The 22,426-nt window shown below is 36.6% G+C and carries 14 protein-coding genes; 11 read left to right on the forward strand and 3 right to left on the reverse strand.

The features are described 5' to 3' along the window. Positions 1–3 precede the first annotated feature (3 nt). The 11 genes from D1B32_RS02460 to D1B32_RS02510 all read left to right on the forward strand — a co-directional run bounded on the left by D1B32_RS02460 (position 4) and on the right by D1B32_RS02510 (position 19,165). Entirely contained in the window at positions 4–1,422 is a 1,419-nt protein-coding gene (locus tag D1B32_RS02460; protein WP_240033703.1) for an ATP-grasp fold amidoligase family protein, read from the forward strand. 26 nt (positions 1,423–1,448) lie between these two features. Continuing rightward, positions 1,449–3,071, forward strand: coding sequence for an acylphosphatase (locus D1B32_RS02465; protein WP_118888530.1), 1,623 nt, complete (start codon positions 1,449–1,451; stop codon positions 3,069–3,071). Between the two features lie 27 nt (positions 3,072–3,098). After that, positions 3,099–4,745 (forward strand): acylphosphatase, encoded by a 1,647-nt coding sequence (locus D1B32_RS02470; protein WP_118888531.1) that lies wholly within the window; start codon positions 3,099–3,101, stop codon positions 4,743–4,745. A gap of 227 nt (positions 4,746–4,972) precedes the next feature. Continuing rightward, positions 4,973–5,692, forward strand: a complete 720-nt coding sequence (cuyB, locus tag D1B32_RS02475) for a cysteate racemase (RefSeq protein WP_118888532.1) — start codon at positions 4,973–4,975, stop codon at positions 5,690–5,692. Positions 5,693–5,769: 77 nt separating this feature from the next. After that, positions 5,770–7,386, forward strand: a complete 1,617-nt coding sequence (locus D1B32_RS02480; RefSeq protein WP_118888533.1) for an ATP-grasp domain-containing protein — start codon at positions 5,770–5,772, stop codon at positions 7,384–7,386. A 44-nt stretch (positions 7,387–7,430) separates the two neighbouring features. After that, a complete protein-coding gene (locus D1B32_RS02485) occupies positions 7,431–8,534 on the forward strand; it encodes a UDP-N-acetylmuramoyl-tripeptide--D-alanyl-D-alanine ligase (protein WP_118888534.1) in 1,104 nt (367 codons plus the stop codon). Between the two features lie 288 nt (positions 8,535–8,822). After that, positions 8,823–9,761, forward strand: coding sequence for a D-alanine--D-alanine ligase family protein (locus D1B32_RS02490; protein WP_118888535.1), 939 nt, complete (start codon positions 8,823–8,825; stop codon positions 9,759–9,761). 32 nt (positions 9,762–9,793) lie between these two features. After that, positions 9,794–12,898 carry a peptidoglycan-binding protein gene (locus tag D1B32_RS02495; protein WP_118888536.1) on the forward strand — a complete coding sequence of 1,035 codons (3,105 nt, stop codon included), beginning with the start codon at positions 9,794–9,796 and terminating at the stop codon, positions 12,896–12,898. 180 nt (positions 12,899–13,078) lie between these two features. Beyond that, the gene (locus D1B32_RS02500; protein WP_118888537.1) at positions 13,079–16,552 is read left to right on the forward strand and encodes a peptidoglycan-binding protein; all 3,474 of its coding nucleotides are present in this window, start codon (positions 13,079–13,081) and stop codon (positions 16,550–16,552) included. Positions 16,553–17,101: 549 nt separating this feature from the next. Beyond that, the gene (locus tag D1B32_RS24555) at positions 17,102–17,434 is read left to right on the forward strand and encodes a transposase family protein (RefSeq protein ID WP_158586187.1); all 333 of its coding nucleotides are present in this window, start codon (positions 17,102–17,104) and stop codon (positions 17,432–17,434) included. A gap of 642 nt (positions 17,435–18,076) precedes the next feature. Next, entirely contained in the window at positions 18,077–19,165 is a 1,089-nt protein-coding gene (locus D1B32_RS02510) for a glycosyltransferase family 4 protein (RefSeq protein ID WP_118888539.1), read from the forward strand. A 43-nt stretch (positions 19,166–19,208) separates the two neighbouring features. On the opposite strand, the gene D1B32_RS02515 is transcribed toward D1B32_RS02510, so the two are convergent. From D1B32_RS02515 to D1B32_RS02525, 3 genes are all read right to left on the reverse strand, one after another. Further along, positions 19,209–20,249 (reverse strand): LCP family protein, encoded by a 1,041-nt coding sequence (locus tag D1B32_RS02515; protein WP_118888540.1) that lies wholly within the window; start codon positions 20,247–20,249, stop codon positions 19,209–19,211. Between the two features lie 178 nt (positions 20,250–20,427). Next, the gene (tagD, locus tag D1B32_RS02520) at positions 20,428–20,820 is read right to left on the reverse strand and encodes a glycerol-3-phosphate cytidylyltransferase (protein WP_095307956.1); all 393 of its coding nucleotides are present in this window, start codon (positions 20,818–20,820) and stop codon (positions 20,428–20,430) included. A gap of 290 nt (positions 20,821–21,110) precedes the next feature. Further along, a complete protein-coding gene (locus D1B32_RS02525; RefSeq protein WP_205126974.1) occupies positions 21,111–22,223 on the reverse strand; it encodes an NAD(P)/FAD-dependent oxidoreductase in 1,113 nt (370 codons plus the stop codon). Positions 22,224–22,426: the final 203 nt, after the last annotated feature.

The following is a 22,426-nucleotide window of genomic DNA, read 5'->3' on the forward strand; positions in this document are numbered from 1 at the left end:
TGGATGATCGAAGGTAATGATAATCAGCTTGATATGGAAAAAAACGCTGTTTCGATAGAAAAGCAACATAACAATGAGGAATTAATCAAACGATTGATTAAAACAGAAGCAGCGATTAAAAAGGCAGAAGCTGATATTAAAAATAGTGAAAAACAGATACAGCATATAAAAAAAAGCAAGACATGGAAACAAACAGCTTCGATTCGTAACGTATTGCAAGCAAGCCAAGATCCACAAATAATGGATTTAGAAAACGAGGTTGAATCTATTCGTCATGAATTATATGCTGCCAAGGAAATAATAAACACGCTTAAATTAGAATCTGAGAAGCTAGATTATAATCGTCTATGGAGAATGGCAAAGGAAAAGAAGGACGAAGGCACATTAATAGCGTTAATGGAAGAGGTCATGGAGCGAAAGCAAACGTATGATGAAAATTACAATTATCTGTTAAAGGCAGCCGCTCGTTTATTTATGCATGAGAAGAAGGCATACAAACAGCTTGTTTATCCAAAGCTTCTTTCCGGGCTAAAAGTAGAAGATATTCCAGAGTTCATGATCAGGTCAGGGCTTTCAGAGGAAGAGATTTCATTAAAACCGGCTTCCTCTTACCGTGCCAGTCTAAATATGCGCATGCGGGAGCATCAGCTGCTGGGAACATTACCAGAAATGCTGCTGGATGATAAAAAGGTTGCATACCGATTTATGAATCGATTAAAAATAAGAACACCAGAGATTTCAGAGCGCACGTACACATTAGAAGAAATACCTGAAAAGAATGGGATAGCAATCAAACCTAATGATGGAGCAGGTGCTCGCGGTGTATATCTCGTTTATAATAATAATGATATAATAGATATCAAACAATCAAAGACAATTGCTAATTGGCAAGTTTTAAGGAAAAATATGGAGAGAGACATAGAATCCGGTCGAGTTAGCAATAATGAATGGTTCTTCGAGGAACTAATATTGGAAGACAAAGATAAAAAAATACCTGCCCGCGATATTAAGTTTTATTGTTTTTATGGAAAAGTAGCGCTCATCTTAGAAATTGTACGCTACCCGGAAATAAAGCATTGCTGGTGGACAGCATCAGGTGAACGAATTGGAACTGGAAAATATGATGAAAGCTTATTTAAAGGCAAAGGTGTAACAAATGCTGAAATTGAGATGGCTACAGCGATTAGTGCTGAAATACCTTCTCCTTTTATAAGAATCGATTTTCTAAGGTCTGATGAAGGATTGGTGTTTGGAGAATTCACACCAAAACCAGGCAATTACGATGAGTTTGATATTCCGACAGATAAATGGCTAGGAGATTATTTTATTGAAGCACAAGGTCGATTAACCAATGATTTGATAAATGGCAAGGAATTTATTCATTATACGAATTTAAAAACAGATGTTCGTTCAAAAGATTGAAATGGTGGAATGTAGGAGGAAATCAGATGGAAGAGAATCGTGCAGAATGGTTGTCACACCTTTCCAATGAAATTGTTTCAGATGCACATGGAAACTTATTAGATGCATATGTTGTTGCGCTTGAAGGTTGGAGAAGAGGTTTAACACTTAGATGGCATGTAAAAGACTCTGAAAAATTTAAAGAGATGAGAACATGGTTTGTAGATAAACCTGGGCAATTATTTTCTTTAACTTCGAAAGATAGAACACATTACTTCTTTCGCACACGAGGTGACAAAGTGACCAATGAAGCTGTAGATATTGGACGAGATAAAGAAAAGACGAAGCAAGCCTTACTCAAAAAGGGGGTATCTGTGCCAGAAGGCAAGCAGTTTACAGAAGAAGCTTCAAATGAGGAAATAGTAGATTACACATCCCATCTAGGTTTTCCAGTTGTAATAAAACCTACTGATGGCAGCTTCGGCAGAGGTGTTATCTCTAATATTACTAGCAGTGGTGAATTTGAGCACTCATTGGAATATGTACGTGGAAATCTTGGTTACCAAGACGTAATTGTAGAACAATACATACCTGGAAAAGAGTACCGCATATATGTTGTTGGTGATAAGGTAGTTGGAGCGATGAATCGGATTCCACCAAATGTTACGGCTGATGGAATAAATTCTATTAAAGCATTAATTGAAATTAAAAATGAGGAAAGAGGACTTAACCCTCGGTTGGTAAGTTGTCCAATTCTTGTGAATGAAGAAGTGGAAGATTTTATCGGGCGAAAAGGATACACCCTCGATACAATCCCGGAAAAAGGATTACATGTTGCACTTAGTGAAAAAACGAACATTTCAATAGGTGGCGACCCAATCGATGCATTGGATGAGTTACCTGAATATGTGAAAGAGGCCTCAGTTAAGGCACTGCATGCTGTTCCGGGTCTTGAACATGGTGCGGTTGATCTGATTGTACATCAGGATAATTCAAATGTCTATATTATTGAGCTAAATCCAACTGCGCAACTAGGTGGTTTGCTCTATCCAATTCAAGGTAAATCAAGAGACATTCCAAAAGCAATCATTGATTATTATTTTCCAGAAACTAAAGGAATAAATACTGCTGAAGTAAATACATTTTTTGATTTCCATGATGTGCTTGATCCGTTGCAATCAAGAGATGCATTTGTTACTACGGTAACTCCATGTCCCCAAGAAAAGCTATTTACAAAAAAATATATTGTGAGTGGAGATGTCCTCGATATTGGGTACCATCGTGGATTGAGAAAACAAGCCTTCGAGCGTTTTCTCCACGGGTATATCATGACACTTGAAGAAGGCGATATTGAGGTTGTCGTGGGTGGCACTGATCCAGAAATGGTAGATGATTTTAAAAATGGATTTTGGGAAGACGAAGAACGCGGACAAGTCATTGAAATACAGGTAGAAGACTATTACGAACCGATTAAAGTCGGCTTTGAAATAAAAACAGATTTAAAAACACAAATTGAAGATTTGAAGATGTATAAGCAAGAGCTTGAAGCCACAGAACGTGAACTCAAAAAAGCAGAATTGAAACGGAGGAAGTACTATAGTAGTTTATCTTGGAAAGCAACGATGCCGATTCGACTCGTAGGATCAATCACAAAAAAATTCAAAAACTAACAGGATGCTACTTAGGAGGAAATGGAAATGAAAGAGAAGCAGCTGGGAATTAGTTTGCCACAGCTTACAAATGATATTGTGAGAAATGCTCGAAAAACTCGATTAGATGCTTTTGCGGTTGCCCTGGAAGGCTGGCGAAGGGGGTTGAAGCTCAAGTGGTATACAAAAGACTCCGAGCATTTCAAAGATATGATTATTTTTGGGGTTAACCCTCCAGGTAGATTGTTTTCATTAAGCTCGGATACAAAAACACATTACTTTTTTAGAACACGAGGAGACCTCGTTTCTAATGAAGCAGTTGAAATAGGATCGGAAAAAGATGATACAAAGATTTACCTTGAAAAAGCCGGCGTGCCTGTTCCCAAAGGAAAAGGATTTGCACCAGATGCAACAAATGAGGAAATAATTGCTTACAGTAAGGAATTAGGCTACCCACTAGTATTAAAACCAACCAATGCAAGTTTAGGTAATGGGGTTGTTACAAATATTAGAAATGATGAACAGCTATTAAAAGCAATTCACTATGTGCGTCATGAATTAGATTATGATGAAGTCATTGTTGAACAATATGTAATTGGTAAGGAATATCGTGTATATGTTGTGGAGGATAAGGTAGTTGCGGCTTACAATCGAGTTCCAGCAAACATTACTGGCGATGGGGAACATACGATTGAAGAGTTAATTGATCTGAAAAATCTCGTAAGAAAGCAAAATGCACGTTTAAATAGTTGTTTAATTTATCTTGATAATGAGATTTTAGACTTTATTATGGATGCTGGTTATACTCTGGAAAGTATACCTGAAAAAGGTGAATTAATCTATTTAAGGGAAAAGACGAATGTATCATCTGGGGGGGACCCGGTTGATGTTACTGATACATTGGCAGAGGAGTATAAGCAGATCGCGATCGATGCGTTAAAAGCTATTCCTGGCTTTCCACATGCTGGTGTCGATATTATTGTGAACGAAGGTGACGATGTTACCGCATCCGCAGTTGTGATTGAATTGAATCCAACAGCACAAATTGGTGGTGCGCTATTCCCAATTGAAGGGAAATCAAGAAATATTCCAGGAGCTATTATCGATTACTACTTTCCAGAAACTAAAGGAACAAATACAGAGAAATCAAGGATTTATTTTGATTTAATAACCGTTTTAGAGCCCTTAGAAAATAGAGCTGCACTTGAAGTAGAGGTAGCGCCTGCGCCGTTAGGTAGACTTTACTCTAGGAAGTATACGGTTTATGGGGATGTACAACGATATAAATTCCATAATTGGTTAAAACAGCAAGCACTTGACCGGAATTTACATGGTTATGTGAAAAGTAAAGTATTCGATGAAATAGAGATTGTTGTTGCAGGAACAGATAAAGATTCAGTAAATGCATTCAGAAAAACTATTGATCAGTATCCACAAGGGTCTAAAATATTGAAAATAAATGAAGAGAACCATGAGCATCCTGTAACAGTTGGTTTTGAAATAACAGAGCAATACAATAGCTACAACATAAAGTCTGTACAACATGCCTTAAGAAGTATGAATAAGGACTTGCAACGTTTGACGAAACAAAAAAATAGAGTGGAGAAAGATATTCAACATATCTTGAATAGTAGTTCGTGGAAGTGGACGGAACCAATAAGAGAAGTTAAATCATTGGTTAAGGAGAAAAAGTAAATTCAATTATCTAGCCCCGTGTTGACTCTATTTTAAGGATGGATATTCTTAGAGAAAAATATCAAAATAAAGGTAAATATATTCGAAGAGTGACGTAAGGAAGATAATAATATTATAATTAAGGATGGAAACTTTTAGTAAAGAGTGAAATTCTTATAAGAAGAATATCCCGATCTTCAAATAAATTTAAGTGTGAGTAATATTTATTTACTCGAAAGGTGAGAACTATGACGCAAAAAGTAATTGGCATACTTGGAGGGATGGGACCGGCAGCGACATTGGAATTATTTACAAGAATAATTGATAATACAGCAGCTGAAGCGGATCAGGAACATGTAAATATGATAATAATTAACGACCCTCAGATACCTGATCGATCGAAATATATTTTAGAGGATGGAGCTAGTCCTATTCCAAAGCTAATTGAAAACTTGAACAAGCTTTTCTATGCTGGGGCAGATGTAGCTGTCATACCTTGTATGACAGCTCACAGTTTTATAAATGAACTAAATAAAACCTCTCCTATCCCCATTATTAATGCAATAAGTTTAGTTGAAGAGCACATTCAAACTGAATATCCAAGTTTTAATAAAGTTGGTTTATTAGCAACAAATGGCTCTGTTCATTCAGGTGTATATCAACGGTATATTTCAAAAGAAATAGTTGTTCCTGAAAAGGCAGGACAAATGGAAGTTATGGATATTATATATGGAAATGAAGGAATAAAATCAGGAAATACTTCTAGTGAAGTAACGGATCGAATAAGAGATGTAACAGATAAATTGAAAAAAGAAGACATAGAAGCTGTAATTGCTGGATGTACAGAATTAAGTTTAGTTATGGATGAAAAAAGTATTGATATTCCAGTCATTGATCCGATAACGCTGCTTGCAAAAAAAGTAGTAATGCTTGGAAATAACTATGCTACGAAATTGAATAATCGATAATAGTACGAATTGAAATAAACAAGCGAATGTAGAGTTCAAAAATCAGCTTGATTTAATAGCAAGAAGGAGTAGATTAGATGAATTATGAACACAACTGGCTCCCGGAATTAGAAGGAACAGTGCCAAAAGAAGCTTATGGTTATGCTCTAAGCAATTATACAATAGCTTATGAAGCATGGCGCAGGGGTCTGAGTATTACCTTTGAAAATCTTTATCATAATAAAGGAATGTACTATCCGATATATTCTATTTATAACAACGATAATAAGGTACAATTTACTCATACAAGACCTCATCTTGTTTCAAAAGATGCTGTTGATATATGTGTGAACAAGCAACGCACTAGAGAAACGTTGGATGCCCATAATGTTCCAGTACCTAAAGGAAGACTATTAAAAAGTTTGGCTTTCGACCAAGTCAAGAAACAAATTAGTGATCTAAGTTTTCCTTTAGTGATAAAGCCTCTGGCTGGTGCAGGTGGAAGAGGAGTTATTACTGGAATTGACAGCTTTGATGAGCTGATGGAGAATATACAATACTTGACTGAAAAGTTGAACTATCATCAAATCATTGTTGAGGAGTACATTACGGGAGAAGATTACCGGGCTTTTGTTATTGGAGACAAAGTAGTTGGAGCCTTCCGCAGACTTCCGCCACATGTCATTGGAGATGGAAAAAGTACAATAAGGGAATTATTGAAAAAGAAGAATAAATTTAGAGTTAATATTCCAGGTACTTATGATATGAAAGTACTCATCAATGAAGAAATCAAAAGGGAATTAAACAAACAGAACTTAACGCTAAAATCTATACCAGAAAAAGATCAATTTGTAAGATTAAAGACCAAAAATAATGTATCTTCAGGTGGTGATCCAATCGACGCCACCCATGAACTGTCAGAGGATTTAAAGGAAAATCTAGTCAAGGCTGTACAAGCTATTCCTGGTTTAATTCAAGGTGGAGTAGATGTAATTTATGATAAAGAATCAGGAAGATACGCCATATTGGAAATTAACACAAAGCCTTCGATTAGAAATCACCTGTATCCAATAAAAGGAAATGCACATGAGATACCAAAATCAATAATAGATTACTATTTCCCTGAGACGAAGGGTAAATACTTGAGTGAAACAACGCCGAAATATTACTTTGACTATTCATTTGTTAAAGAGTACTTGCAAAATAATAGGTTGAAGAAATTTACGCTTCCAACCCATCCTTATGAGCCTAACTTAATTTCAAAACTGATTACATTCCAATCAGATCACGAATTGGCCAAACTGAAGCAGATGATAAGAACCAATTTCCATAAGTTAAAATTCAATGGAGAAATGAACTTAATTAGTACAGACCAATACGAAATAATTCTTGCTGGTAATTACCAAGATGTTGAGCAATTTATTGACTTTTTAAAATCCAAGAAGTTTATTAGCAATGTCCAGAATGAACATTATCAGGGTGGAGTAAGAGTCGGATACTCCTTTAATTATAAGCCATCTGAAGAAGAAACCGTAACAGATGCAGAGGGAACTAGCTCTTTATCACCCATCGAAGAAAAAGATATTTTAGCTTCCATCGAGGAAAAAGATAAGCGAATAAAGGAACTGGAAAACGAAATTATTCAACTGAAGAACAGCAAGTCTTGGACCGTTACTGCTCCTCTAAGAAAGCTTAGCAAAAAACTTAATAAGTGATTTATTATCAATAATTGGACTAAAGGAAGGGATTCTGAAATAAAATGCAGACAACTCTATATTTAAATATCCCAACAATAGGGATTACAGGAAGTTTTGGAAAAACAACGGTTAAAGAAATTACAGCAGCAATCTTGTCAGTAAAATATGAAACATATAAGTCACCTAAGAATTTTAACTTGGTGGATCAGACGAAGAAACATGTTAAAAACATTAATGATGAGCACGAAGTCGTTGTTATAGAGATGGCAATGAGTAAAAAAAATAGAGGGAAACGCCAGTGTACTGTTATCCAACCCAATATTGGAGTAATAACAGCAGTAGGACATGCTCACTTTGAGCGTTTTTCTTCTATAAAGGATGTAGCATTGTCGAAGTCAGAAATGATGAAGTACATGAAACCAGAAGGAACGCTATATTTAAGTAATGATGATGAAAATTCTAAGTTAGTCGATACACAGTATTTTCCTGGTGAAATTATAAAGGTAGGATTGTCAGAAGGGTCGGATTACAGGGCCACTAACATTAGGTTCAATAAAAAGGGTATGGAATTTGAGGTTGTTCTGAATGGTAAGAGTGAAGCCATGTTTGTACCGCTTCTAGGTGAGCACAGTGTAGTGAATTCCTTATTTGCTATTGGAATAGCTGATAAGCTGGGTCTTACTCCAGATGAAATAAGAGAAGGTCTGGGAAGGGTAGAACTTCCACGTGGTAGATTAACATTAGATTATTTAGAAGGAAATCGTACGCTTATTGATGATTCTTATAATGCCAACCCTGTTTCAATGGTTTCCGGATTAAAGGTACTCAATGAGTATATTGACAGTCCTAATAAAATTGCGTTATTAGGTGATATGGCAGAAATGGGGTCCTACACCCGAGAAGGCCATGAAAAAGTTGGTAAGTCATTGATAGACTTCACTTTAGATAAAGTTTTCTTATATGGTGACAGCAGTAAATGGATATTAAAAAAAGCAGAAGAAACAGGATTCCCGAAAGAGAAATTATTCCACTTTGATGACATAGAGAGTTTAATTGAGGAAATCGAGAAGTCATACAGTGCAGATACTGCATTACTAGTTAAAGCCTCTAGAGCTACAAAGCTTGATCAAGTAGTTAAGCACTTATTGTCTAAGTATAGTATTTAATTTAAATTGTTTGCAGCATTTTTCCAACACACAGCTCTTTATAATCAAGCTTCTTTTTATCGCAGTTCATCCATTGTATAGAAGTGTTCCAGTTAGCAATAAAATTGAGGGTTGAAAGCCTCATGCCCTCATTATATCGCTAAACAGGCGGTACCAGAGGGATTCACCACTAAATTAGTGATGATCACCAAACATTCATTGTAGTAATTACCGAAAAAAGTCATGTGGTATACAACAAGCAGGTAATAAATTTGAAGTTTATTAAATTACAAGAGGTAGGTTAGACGTATGAAAGTATTAGTTATATATGGTGGAGAATCAAGTGAGCGAGAAGTATCTTTAAAGACAGGACAAGGTGTACATGACGCTTTAAAGAGAAAAGGATATAACACGGAGCTGTTTGATTATAGCAGAGAGCGGATTCTAGGATTAGTAGATGAAATAAATAAGACGGATGTTATCTATATAGCACTCCATGGTAAGGACGGAGAGGATGGAAAACTCCAGGCACTCATTCACTTATTGAATAAACCATATGTAGGATCAGATTTATCAGCTTCAAGTTTGGCTATGAATAAGTTTCTTACAAAACAAGTGGTGAGTACGGTTGGTATACCTACCGCGAAAAGTATAAAAATCTCAAATGATGATAATATCACTGAAAAGATAAGTGGTATCGTTCATGATTTTACTTTCCCTTTGATTGTCAAACCAAATAGAGAAGGCTCGAGCTTTGGCTTTTCGCTGGTAAAGCATTCATCGGAATTGGAAGAGGCAATTGGTACTGCACTTCGTTATGATAATGAAATCTTAGTAGAAGATTACCTCAAAGGCAGAGAGTTTACTGTTTCTGTTATTGAGAAAGATGGGGAAACTGTGGCGCTCCCAGTCATAGAAATTATCCCGAAGAATGAGTATTATGATTATGAATCTAAATATTCAAAAGGCGGAAGTCTTCACGTTTGTCCTGCAGAAATAAGTGAAACGCTGGAACAAGAAATGAAAGATTATGCTGTACGTGCCTATCGTTTAATTGGTTGTAAGGACTATTCTAGAGTTGACTTTATTGTTGATGAAACTAGAGGTGCTTTCTTACTGGAAGTAAATACCTTGCCAGGTATGACTCCAACAAGTCTCCTTCCAGATTCGGCCAAAGAATTTGGATATGATTATGACACCTTAGTAGAGCATTTGATAAAATTAGCGATGAGTAATCAAACAAAATAATAAAGACAAAGACAGTATTAGGGAGTCGGAAAATGAAAAAGTATATACATGCAGCAGCATTGCTTCTTTTGTTTCTTGCCATTCCAGTTGAAGGTATAAATGCCGAAACTTCGAATGAGCCGGCGGGAACTCAAGAGAATGCATTAGTGGGAAAGGAAGCGTTGCATAAGCTTGGGTTCTATCATGTAAATATAGACGATGCTTCTGGGGGAGAACTGCAATCTGCAATCAAAGAGTTTCAATTGTATCACGGGTTATCGAATTCCGGAATGGTAGATGAGGAAACAGAGATGAAGATTGAGTCCGAATTACAGGAATCTTACTTTTTCGGTGATAGTGATCCAGAAATTTTAGAACTTCAACAAACTCTAATTACGTTAGGTTATGGAGAGTGGGAACCGTCTACTGAATTTGAACTTTCCACAGAGGGAGCCGTTCTCGCATTTCAAGAGGACCATACAGATTTAATAGTGACTGGGGTACTCGATACAAAAACACAATTAAAAATTAAGTTAGAAATTGAAAAAATAAAAGAGGCTGCAGCGCCATCAGAACCTGAAGTAGAGGGTGAATCAGCTGCAGACTCGGTAGAATCAGCAGAAGAAACAACTGCAAATAAAGATTCCAAAAAACAGGAAGAAACTTCAGGAGCAGCTGTAGAAGAAACAAGAGCAACTGCAGCTTCTGAGTTAATGGCAGAACCGGAAAACACACTACAGAGAGGTATGCGTTCCCAGGCAGTTAAGGAACTTCAAGAAAACTTAGTGCGTCTAGGGTTCGGAGATTGGGATACAACTACCTATTTCGGATCAACAACTGAAGGTGCAGTTAAAGACTTCCAAAGCTATCATGGTTTAACTGTAAATGGAATCTATGATACTAATACGCAGGAAAAGCTAGAGTTCGAATTATTGAATACCTACTTTTACGGTAACAGGAGTACAGAAATCTTAGACCTCCAAGACCGTTTAATCATGTTAGGTTATGGAAATTGGAATCCGACCGTCCGATTCGGTCCGACCACAGAAAATGCTGTTCTCGCATTTCAAGAATCTTACTCCGACTTAAAAGTTACTGGAGTGCTTGACACAAAAACACAGGCTAAATTGAAACTGGAAACAGAAGTACTGAAAAAGGGTTTGCGCTCTGATGAAGTAAAAGAACTCCAAGAGAATTTAATTCGTCTAGGATTTGGAAACTGGAATCCTACAACCTATTTTGGCTCCACCACAGAAAGTGCACTCAAGGACTTCCAGGAGTATCACGTACTGTCTGTGACCGGTACTTTCGATGAAGCCACAGAGAACAAACTAGAGTCCGAATTACAAGACTCCTATTTTTACGGTGATAGAGACAATGAAATCATCGAAATTCAAAATCGTTTAATCATGCTGGGCTTTGGAAATTGGGATCCGACCGTTCGGTTTGGGCCAACTACTGAAAGAGCAATCCTAACGTTTCAAGAGTATTACGCAGACTTAAAAGTCACCGGTGTAATAGACACAAAAACACAAGCAAAATTGAAGCAAGAAACAGAAGACTTACTACATAAAGGTGTACGTTCAGATGCGGTGAAAGAACTTCAACAGGAGTTGATTCGTTTAGGTTTTGGAAATTGGAACCCAACAACTTACTTTGGTTCTACAACCGAAAAGGCTGTTAAAGCATTTCAAAAATATTATGGCTTAAACGTAAATGGAATCTTCAATAGGATAACGCAAGACAGATTAGAGGAAATTGGAAGTTTGCCTTTAGGTCCGGGTCTAAAGAGGCCGGATGTTAAAAATTATCAGGAAACATTGATGCAGCTGGGCTTTGCTACCTGGACAAATGCGACAGAGTGCTTTTGCGCAAAAACGGAAAAAGCGACTAAAGAATTTCAGAAATATCATGGTCTGCCGGTTACTGGAATTGTAGATGAAAATACAGAGAAAAAGCTAGAGTCCGAGTTACGAGATTCCTATTTTTACGATGATCGGGATGCGGAAATCGTTGAGCTTCAAAACCGTCTAATTGCTTTAGGGTTCGGAAGTTGGAATCCAACTGTTCGATTTGGACCTACGACTGAGAGAGCAGTGATAGCATTTCAAAAGTACTATTCCGGTTTAAAGGTTACTGGAGTACTTGATACAAAAACGCAAGAAAGAATAAAGTTTGAAACAGAAAATGTTTTACACAAAGGCGTCCGTTCAAATGCAGTTAAAGAACTGCAAGAGAATTTAATACGTTTAGGATTTGGAAGTTGGAATCCAACTAATTATTATGGATCTACGACTGAAGGTGCCGTAGAACGATTCCAAAAGCATTACAGTTTAAATGTAAATGGAATCTATGATACTATAACAGAAGAAAAGCTAGAGGGAGTTTTAAACAGTCCTTATCAATACGGTAAAACTAGCAGCAACATTCGTGTTCTTCAAGAACAATTAATTAATCTCGGCTTTGGCAATTGGAATCCAACGAATTTTTTTGGAACTATAACTGAAGGGGCAGTAAAATCATTTCAAAAACAACATGGCCTGCCTGTCAGTGGTATAGCAGATGAAATTACGTTAAGAGAAATCGAAAAGGCAGTCAAAAATAAGGTAGTAAAAATATTTCTAGACCCAGGACACGGTGGTTCGGATCCAGGGGGATCTGCATATGGTCTTCAAGAAAAGACAGTTGTGCTTGATATAGCATTAAAAACGAGAGCTATATTAACGAATAACTATCGGGGAATAGAAGTGAAATTATCCAGAACCAATGATAGATTCATTCCATTGAATGAAAGAACGGATATGGCAAACGAATGGGGTGCAGACTACTTCGTGAGTTTCCATACTAATGCCTTCAACGGAAGTGCAAGAGGGTTTGAAACGTTTATTTACAATGGAAGTGTATCGAATGAAACAAAACAAAGACAAAGAGATATTCACAATTACTTAATTAATAGAATTAATGTGAGTGATAGGGGAATACAAAGAGCTAATTTCCATGTATTAAGGGAAACTAACATGCCGTCCATATTATTAGAATATATGTTTATAGATAATATTGCAGAAAACCATCTATTAAAAAGTGCTAGTTACCGAACATCACTTGCACAATATACTGCTGATGCCATAGCACGTTCATATGGTTTAAAACGAAAGTAAATAGTATAAATTTAGCCGTATCCCTTCAAAGGTGATACGGCTGTTTGTTTGCTAAGTATTTTGACTAAAAGAATAGACTTTTCAAAGGCGATGATAATTTTTCATATTTTTCCTTGAAACCAAGTAGTCGACGGCCGATAATATTAATGTGAAAGAAATAATAAAATAAGGAGATGGAAAATGGGGAAATATGCAAGTGTAGTGCTGTCTTTTCTATTGTTTTTATTAATTCCAGTTGGAGCTATGAATGCTGAGTCTACGAATGAACCAGCTAAAGCACTAGAAGATGTATTAATATTAAAAGACGAATTACATAAGCTAGGGTTCTATCATGGTAATCTAGACGATGTTCTTGAAGAAGATTTACAAACTGCTATAGAGCTATTTCAAGAGTATCATAGATTACCAGCTACTGGAATTGTAGATGAGGATACAGCGAAGAGATTAGAGTCCGAATTACAAGAATCCTACTTTTATGGTGACCGGGATGCAGAAATTGTAGAAATCCAACAAGATCTAATGAGCTTAGGGTTTGGAGAGTGGGTCCCTTCTGATGAATTTGAATCTTCCACAGAGGAAGCAGTTCTTGCATTTCAGGAGTACCATTCTGATTTAAAAGTTACTGGGGTACTTGATACAAAAACTCAAGCTAAAATTAAATTAGAAACAGAGAAGGCAGAGCAAACAGACGTGGGAGAAACAAAGCCGGAGGAACAGGAAGAACCAGTAGAAACTCCCGAATTAGATGAGCAGGAAGAATCAGTAGAAACTTCAGGAGCAGCTGTACAAGAAGCAAGAGCAACTGCAGATTTTGTGTTAATGGCAGAAACGGAAGACACACTACAAAGAGGTATGCGTTCCGATGCAGTTAAGGAACTTCAAGAAAATTTAATACGTCTAGGGTTTGGAAATTGGAAAACAACTACCTATTTCGGTTCTACAACTGAAGATGCGGTTGAAGACTTCCAAAGCTATCATGGTTTAAATGTAAATGGAACCTATGATACCAATACGCAGGAAAAGCTAGAGTCTGAATTACAGAATACCTACTTTTACGGTAATAGGAGTTCAGAAATTTTAGAACTTCAAAACCATTTAATCATGTTAGGTTATGGAAATTGGAATCCGACCGTCCGATTCGGTCCGACCACAGAGAGTGCTGTTCTAGCATTTCAAGAAACTTACTCCGATTTAAAAGTTACTGGAGTGCTTGATACGAAGACACAAGCAAAACTGAAACAGGAAACAGAAGTACTGAAAAAAGGTTTGCGTTCTGATGAAGTGAAAGAACTTCAAGAGAATTTAATTCGTTTAGGATTCGGAAATTGGAATCCAACAACCTATTTTGGCTCCACGACAGAAGGTGCACTCATGGACTTCCAGGAGTATCATGGACTGTCTGTGAACGGAACTTTCGATAAAAATACGGAGAGAAAGCTAGAGTCTGAATTACAAGTATCTTATTTTTACGGTGATAGAGATTCAGAGATTGTAGAACTACAATATCATTTAATCATGCTAGGTTTTGGAAACTGGGATCCGACCGTCCGATTTGGACCAACCACCGAAAAAGCAGTTATTGCATTTCAGAATACCTACTCTGGCTTGAAAGTTACTGGAGTGCTTGACTCAAAAACGCAAGCAAAATTAAGACTTGAAACAGAGGGGTTACTACAAAAGGGTATGCGTTCAGATGCCGTTAAAGAACTTCAACAGGAGTTAATCCGTCTAGGATTTGGAAACTGGAACCCAACAACCTACTATGGTTCTACAACGGAACGTGCAGTTAAAGACTTCCAGAAATATTATGATTTAAACGTAAATGGAGTCTATAACAAGAGAACGAAGGAGAAGCTAGAGGAAGTTGGGAAGTTACCTTTAGGCCCAGGTTTAAAGAGACCAGATGTCAAAACCTATCAGGAAAAACTGATGCGTTTAGGCTTTGCGACATGGACAAATGCTACAGATTGTTTCTGTACACAGACGACAAATGCAACTAGAGAATTTCAAGTGTATCACGGGCTGCCGGATACCGGTGTTGTAGACGAAAGTACAGAGAAAAAGCTAGAGTTGGAATTACAGCAGTCCTACTTTTACGATGATCGGAATACAAAAATCCTAGAACTCCAACATCATTTAATTACGTTAGGTTTTGGAAATTGGGATCCGACCGTCCGATTTGGGCCTACGACTGAGAGAGCAGTTCAAGCATTCCAAGAGTACTACCCAGGCCTAAAAGTTACTGGAGTACTAGATACAAAAACACAAGCAAGATTAAAGTCTGAAGTTAAAAATTCATTGCAAAAAGAAATGCGTTCTGAAGCGGTGAAAGAACTTCAACAGAATTTAATACGTCTAGGTTTCGGAAGTTGGAGCCCCACGACTTATTATGGACCTACAACTGAGAATGCGGTCAAAGACTTTCAAAAATATTTTAGCTTAAATGTAAATGGAATTTTTGACACGAGAACCCAGGAGAAACTGGAGGAAGTTCTAACTAGCCCATATCAATATGGAAATACTAGTAATGAAATCCGTGTTCTTCAAGAAGACTTAATTGAACTAGGCTTTGGAAATTGGAATCCAACCACATTTTTTGGCAGCAAGACGGAAGAGGCTGTAAGATCATTTCAAGAACATTTTGGTCTTCCTGTCAGTGGAATAGCTGAAGAGGTTACGTTATCCAGAATAGCTAGTGCAATTAATGGAATTGATTACACAAGTTATGACATATCACTTAACCAAGCAGTACAACTCCAGCTTCAATTGACAAATCCGCCACCTCAAACAGACAAGCATTATGCGTATGTTTCTAAAGCATATATCGAAAATAATAAGGTCACTGCAGATGTTTTAAATGTAAGAACAGGTGCCGGGACTGCTTATAAGGTAATAGGACAGCTTAGCGGCGGAACGAGTGTAAAGATATTAGAAGAAGTAAATGGCTGGTATCGAATTGAATTTAGAAGTTCAGAATTTGTTAATGCTAGTAAAGAAGATGTTCTGTACTACCTGGATCCAACAAACTTCTTGGATGACGCTCAACAGAGGTTTCAATTCCTTAATCTTGCAAGAGTAAGCGGTGCCTCAGCTACATTGCTGAATGACTACCTTCGAGGCAAAGGCATTCTTAGAGGACATGGACAAACTTTCATTGAAGCTAGTCTTCTGCATGGTGTAAACGATATTTACTTGCTATCCCATGCGCTATTGGAAACGGGCCATGGACAATCTGAATTAGCTAATGGTGTGGAAGTTGGTAAGGATAAAAATGGTAAACTAGTCCTTGTCACATCTAGTAACAGAAAAAACTTAACAGATATTAAAACCACATACAATATGTTTGGTATAGGGGCTAATGATGGAGTAGCTCTTCGAAACGGAGCAATTCGTGCATATGAAGAGGGATGGTTCTCTCCAAGAGAAGCAATAATTGGCGGAGCCGGATTCATAGGCAATAATTATGTAAAAGCGGGACAGAATACATTATACAAAATGCGTTGGAATCCAGCAGCGATGGCACTGAATAATAAAGCGAGTCATCAATATGCAACCGATGTTGGCTGGGCGTCGAAGCAGACAAGAATTATGTATAATTTATATCAAGAAATAGGGATTAACACTTTTTATTTGGATATTCCGGAATATAAATAATTTGAAATAAGAAAGTATCTAATCTCATCAATAATAGATTAGATGCTTTTTTTTGCGTGCGTCCACGATGGTCTATAACTAGCTTGATAACATCTTCTTTTTATGCGGTGGTACTTGATGTTTATAAATACTATTAAACTCAACCATCAGTATTGTGATAAATAATCACTTATTCTATTAGATGTTCCAAAATGAATCATAGCTGCTTCAATTGCAAGGCTTTTATAACAAGTTGTTTAGATTGAATCCGTAAATATGGTTTGAGAGTGTTTTTTCGTAAACTGGAACTTTTTTAAGGACCTTCCAGTTGTGATTGTTACATTTCTGTTATTCATAATTGGGCTATCATTTCATGTTTGTACGAGAAACCATTTTATAGATTACTTATAATTATAGATCTCTTATTAAAACTATATATGTAAATTTTTTGCTTTTTCGCCGTTGAGTTTTTAGTTTAAAAACTCATATAGCTGTCACTACTAGGTAAAAACTATTAATATACCTAGGATCTTATTGCTCCTTTACGTAAATTTCCAAGAAAAATATAATGTGTTTCGATCTGCTTTAGAAATACCTGAACCATGGTATGTTTTTCATCATGAATCAGATAAAGAAGAAAAACCTTTACACATTTATATCGAATATAGAAAAGGGGCAGAATTTTCATGCTCTAATTGCGGATCTCCAGGATGTAAGGTACACGATATTCAGGATCAGGACCGTACATGGAGACACCTTGACTTTTGGCAATATTTGACGACACTACACGCAAGAATGCCTAGAGTAAAACTAGTCAATGACGCTTTGGACAAAGTTCGGTGCCAAGAACAGGCTACACAGCCCGAATTAAAGCACTCACGATACATATGGTTAAAAAACTAGGAAAACCTTATCGTGAAACAAAAGAAGAAATGTGCCGAATTAAAGAATATGGATTTGGCAAATGGCCGTGCATACCATATGAAACTGTCTCTACATGAGATGTTTCGTAGATCACCAATAATCTCTGAAATGTATTTTGACGAATGGTATGGCTGAGCTATTCGCTCCTAACTGGAAAAACTAATGATCAAGCTGATACAATCGCTTAATAACCACAAAGACGGTATTCTAAGATGGTTCAAAACCAACATGACCAAATAGGCTGCTTGAAGAAGTAAACAGCTTAGTTCAGGCCGCTAAAAAAAGGCACGCGGATATCGTACGGCAGAGTTTCATAGCTATAATTTAAGGAACCGTGAACAAAATCAACTTGGAACATGACGATGGTATCCTTTTGTTGTCAAAAAAAAATGAGTAACTGTACGGAACCATGTATCGCTCGCAACCGAACTCATTCCCTTGCCCGGTTTTTGGTTTAGTTTTTAAGCTTTCTTATAGCTGAATCTCTCATTTGTTGAGTGACCAAATGCTAGACTCGAATAGAGTCTAGCAAATTACTTTTTCAATACTAGAAGAGCTCTTTTTAATATTTTATGTTAAAATAAATAAGAATATATCAAACTACTAAGTAGGTGCACACTTATGTGGAACATAAGCGAATTGCTTATAGCATTTCTAATTTCCTGCGGGACAGCATTACTTGTAACACCTTTAATTATAAAACTATCCTTTAAATTTAATATCGTTGATAAGCCAGACAATAATCGTAAAATGCATAAAGGTCCTAAACCGAGTATGGGTGGGCTTGGTATTTTTATCGGTACAGCCGCAGGTTTTTGGTATTTACAGCCTGCAAGCCCAGAGATGAATGCAATTATACTTGGTGCGTTTATTATGCTGATAACAGGAATAATTGATGACATGTTTGAAATAAGAGCGGCCTATAAATTATGTGGTCAGATTGCAGCTGCTGTAGTAGTTGTCTCATCTGGATTAATTATTGATAAGGTGACCTTGCCATTTACTGGAACTGTGTTTTTAAATGAATATGTCGGAATTGCTTTGACGATCTTTTGGATTTTGGCAGCCTCTAATGCGATTAACTTAATTGATGGTTTAGATGGACTGGCTGCTGGGGTTTCTATAATTGCTTTAATCAGCATACTCATAATGGCTGTAACAGATTTCAGATTTATCGTAGTGGCTTTATGTGTTATTTTGATTGGAAGCTCTTTAGGTTTTCTTTTCTTCAACTTCCATCCGTCTAAGATTTTTATGGGGGACACAGGAGCATTGTTTCTTGGGTATTCGATCGCAGTTGTATCGATGCTTGGGTTATTTAAAAATGTAGCGTTCTTTAGTTTTATCATACCGATAATTGTTATTGCCATTCCGGTCTTTGATACATTGCTGGCTATTATAAGAAGGATGATGAATCATCAGGGAATTGCTAAACCAGATAATAAACATATCCATTATCAGTTGATGAAAAGAGGGTATTCACATCGTGCTTCCGTTCTAATCATCTATGGTTTTAGCGTATTCTTTGGAATCATGGCTGTAATCTTTAATAGTGCGACACTATTATCATCATTAGCTGTATTGGCATGTATAGTAATAGGATTCCAGCTGTTTTCTGAAATAGCTGGGATAACCATTCATAATCGCCAACCAATACTACGGGGGATTCGTCAGCTTACAAAACTGCGAAAGCCTAACAGAATGAAATAAAAGAAGCATCTAATCTACTAACACTAGATTAGATGCTTCTTTTTTAATAGGACTCTGAAGTACTTTCAATCGTTGAATCTTGATTATTTACAACGGATGAATTAATTTCTAGATGATCCTGTAATAAAGCTTTTGTTTCCTCTAAAGATGGTTGATCAAGTGCCCAATAATATTTATTTGCAGGCTGATAATCGTATCCTTCTAATGATAAAGTATTAATCTCGATGTTCTTTCCTTTTGTACCGTACGTAATAAATGTTTTCATATCGCTAAACGTCATATTTGTCGTCATATTATCGCCAACAGCTTCTAACAAATCATCATAATTTAAAATAGAATTAAGTGACGTTGCTTTATTGATTACTGCTTTCATAATTTCCTGTTGTCTCTTACCACGCTCAATGTCATTATCGAGCTTTCTTGTTCTTGCAAGTGCAAGTGCTTCTTCTCCACCAACGTCTTGAACACCCGGCATGAGGTGAATTGAATCACGCTTATCCATTGAATCGGATTCTTTGAATTCGTATGGCACGTCTACGGATATCCCGCCTAAAGCATCGACAACATCTACAAATGCATGGAAGTTAACTTTTACATAATAATCGACAGGAATATCGAGTAAGTTTTCAACCGTTTCAATCGCACCAGTAGTTCCGCCGAAATAATGTGCATGATTGATTTTATCCTCATAACCAACTTCTGGAATGTAAACTAATGAATCACGCGGGATACTTAGAAGATTAACGCTCTTTTCATCTTTATTGAAAGTGGCAAGCATTAAAGCATCTGTTCTTGCACTGTCAGCATTCCCCCGATGATCATTTGAGTCGATACCCATGATTAGCACCGAAACATTATCAATATTTGGATCAACAAGTGCATCCCTTAATGGGGATTTTTCTCTTTCTGTCTCTACATAGGAGTCTGACATTACGGTATCCGCTTTTATATACAAATAAGTACCATAGCCTAGTACACTAAGAAAGGCAATTAAAATTGGTAGCAAGATAAAATAAACTTTTTTACGTATTTTTCGTTTATGTCTTTTAACGATTCGAGTCTGGGTAATTCGATTATTACTCATTATGTTTTCTCCTTAAATAACAATTCTATTAACTACTCATCCAAAAACATACTACAATTTATTTTACTATGAAAGTAGCAATTCGTAAATTAAATTTTAATTACAATGTGAAGGATAAATAGTTTCCATATGTATTAGACGTTCAACATCTGAAAAGGATACATTATTTCTTATATTTCTATTGGTTGTTATTCATATTTCTTTTAATCTCTGATGTTGAGATACCTTCAGTTCTTGGGAAATATACAACCTCACAATATTCCTGTAAAAAATCAAACTGTCCTTTCCAGTCATCTCCCATTACAAAAATATCAATATGATAACGTTTCACATCATCGATTTTTTGATCCCATGAATACTCTGGAATAACCTTATCAACGAAACGAATCGATTCTAAAATCATTTTCCGATTGTCAAAAGTATGATAAGCCTGTTTATTTTTTACTTTATTAAATTCATCTGTAGAAATTCCTACAACTAAATAATCCCCTAGATCCTTTGCGCGGCGTAGTAAATTGATATGACCAGCATGAATCAAATCGAAAGTTCCATATGTTAGTATTTTTTTAATGGGTTACGCCTCCATTTTTTACTGATGATTTTAATAATTATCATATCATAAATGTGAAACTAAAACTTACATAAATCGACTTTTTTAGTACAAATAGGACAGACGAAGCTACAAGTCTGTAATCAAATGGTTGAAGTCCTGATATTAGGATTCACGTCAATAGTTGTTCAAAAATATTTCTGTAAATAAACTTAGGATATTATTAGTAACAATTTCCTTATTTTTCTTTTAAAAAATAAGGAAAGATTCTTACCGCCATTTCTATTAAACTCTAAATTCCCTGCACATTATTAGTTTCGCTCAGGCTGATAGGCTGTTAAATCTAAATCAACATCTTTTCCTTCAGCTATTGAAGCAGCTAATGATCCAACATAAGGTCCCATCGTTAAGCCGGATGCACCTAGCCCGGTTGCAATTACAATGCCTTTTACCTTATCAAGCATTCCTAACAAAGGTAAGCCGTCTGGACTCATGGGGCGAAATCCGATTCTCGTTTCCTGAACAGTACCACTGGAAAGACCAGGTGCCACGTCTAAAGCATTTGATAGAACCTCATGAATTCCGCCAGCTGTCGTTTTATAATCAAATCCAGAGCCTGTTTCTCTTGTTGCACCGGCAACAACTCTAGCATCATCAAATGCTAACATATAATGACTCGACTTTGGTAATACAACTGGCCAATTGGATGTATCCTCATTTGGTAACGTAATATGAGCAATTTGCCCACGCTGGGCATCAACTTTCAAATCAATACCAATTGGATCTAATAATTGTGGTGTCCACGCACCTGCTGCAGCAATTACAACATCAGCCTGAATTGTTTGGTTTTGATACTTTACTCCAGTAATGACGTCTTGTTCTTTCACAAGGGTTGCTTCCCCTTGAAGGACTTCTGCTCCATGTATTTTAGCTGCACGTACCATCGCATCTCGTAGTAACTTTCCGTCAACCCGTGCTGCACCAGAAATAAAGACAGCCTCTAACTGTTCGTTTAAAGGTGGGAATAATTCACGTGCTTCTTGAGCGGACAAGCGCTTAATGTCTCCAATTTCTGGAGCGTTTTCATATTTAGCTTTAACTTCTTTTTCAATTGCATCTAACTCATGTAAGTCTGAACGCACACAAAGGGCTCCAATTCTTTTATAGCTCACATTATCTTCTCCATCGTTCTTTAATTGATCGATAAGGTGCGAATAAAATGATGCTCCTCTTCTTGCAATCTGATACCAATCTTCGTCCTGCACATGTGAAGAAACCCAAGGACAGACAATTCCTGCACCTGCAGCCGTTGCCGCTCCTTGATGCTTTTTATCAATCAAAATGACATCATGATTATTTTTTACTAATTGATATGCCGCACTTGCCCCTACAATACCACTGCCTACAACAATAATTTTCATAATAGAATTCTCTCCTGTGCGATCTGGATTTTAAAAAATTCAATGTATTCTATAAAAATTATACATCACATGTTAATTGATTGTGAAATAATTAAATATTAATCCATTTAGTCTGAATTTTCCCCCTACCAGGGTGTTTGCTACTATGGTATTTTAAATGTATAGATAAAATGACAGGAATAAAAAAGGAAAGTTTGAAAGGTTGT

The organism is Oceanobacillus profundus (assembly GCF_003515705.1).
Classification (GTDB): Bacteria; Bacillota; Bacilli; order Bacillales; family Amphibacillaceae; genus Oceanobacillus; species Oceanobacillus profundus.

Bases quoted from the DNA above. Each gene is read 5' to 3' on its own strand.
- D1B32_RS02460 (WP_240033703.1), top strand. From the start codon at position 4: ATGATCGAAGGTAATGATAATCAGCTTGATATGGAAAAAAACGCTGTT.
- D1B32_RS02465 (WP_118888530.1), top strand. From the start codon at position 1,449: ATGGAAGAGAATCGTGCAGAATGGTTGTCACACCTTTCCAATGAAATT.
- D1B32_RS02470 (WP_118888531.1), top strand. From the start codon at position 3,099: ATGAAAGAGAAGCAGCTGGGAATTAGTTTGCCACAGCTTACAAATGAT.
- cuyB (WP_118888532.1), top strand. From the start codon at position 4,973: ATGACGCAAAAAGTAATTGGCATACTTGGAGGGATGGGACCGGCAGCG.
- D1B32_RS02480 (WP_118888533.1), top strand. From the start codon at position 5,770: ATGAATTATGAACACAACTGGCTCCCGGAATTAGAAGGAACAGTGCCA.
- D1B32_RS02485 (WP_118888534.1), top strand. From the start codon at position 7,431: ATGCAGACAACTCTATATTTAAATATCCCAACAATAGGGATTACAGGA.
- D1B32_RS02490 (WP_118888535.1), top strand. From the start codon at position 8,823: ATGAAAGTATTAGTTATATATGGTGGAGAATCAAGTGAGCGAGAAGTA.
- D1B32_RS02495 (WP_118888536.1), top strand. From the start codon at position 9,794: ATGAAAAAGTATATACATGCAGCAGCATTGCTTCTTTTGTTTCTTGCC.
- D1B32_RS02500 (WP_118888537.1), top strand. From the start codon at position 13,079: ATGGGGAAATATGCAAGTGTAGTGCTGTCTTTTCTATTGTTTTTATTA.
- D1B32_RS02510 (WP_118888539.1), top strand. From the start codon at position 18,077: ATGTGGAACATAAGCGAATTGCTTATAGCATTTCTAATTTCCTGCGGG.
- D1B32_RS02515 (WP_118888540.1), bottom strand. From the start codon at position 20,249: ATGAGTAATAATCGAATTACCCAGACTCGAATCGTTAAAAGACATAAA.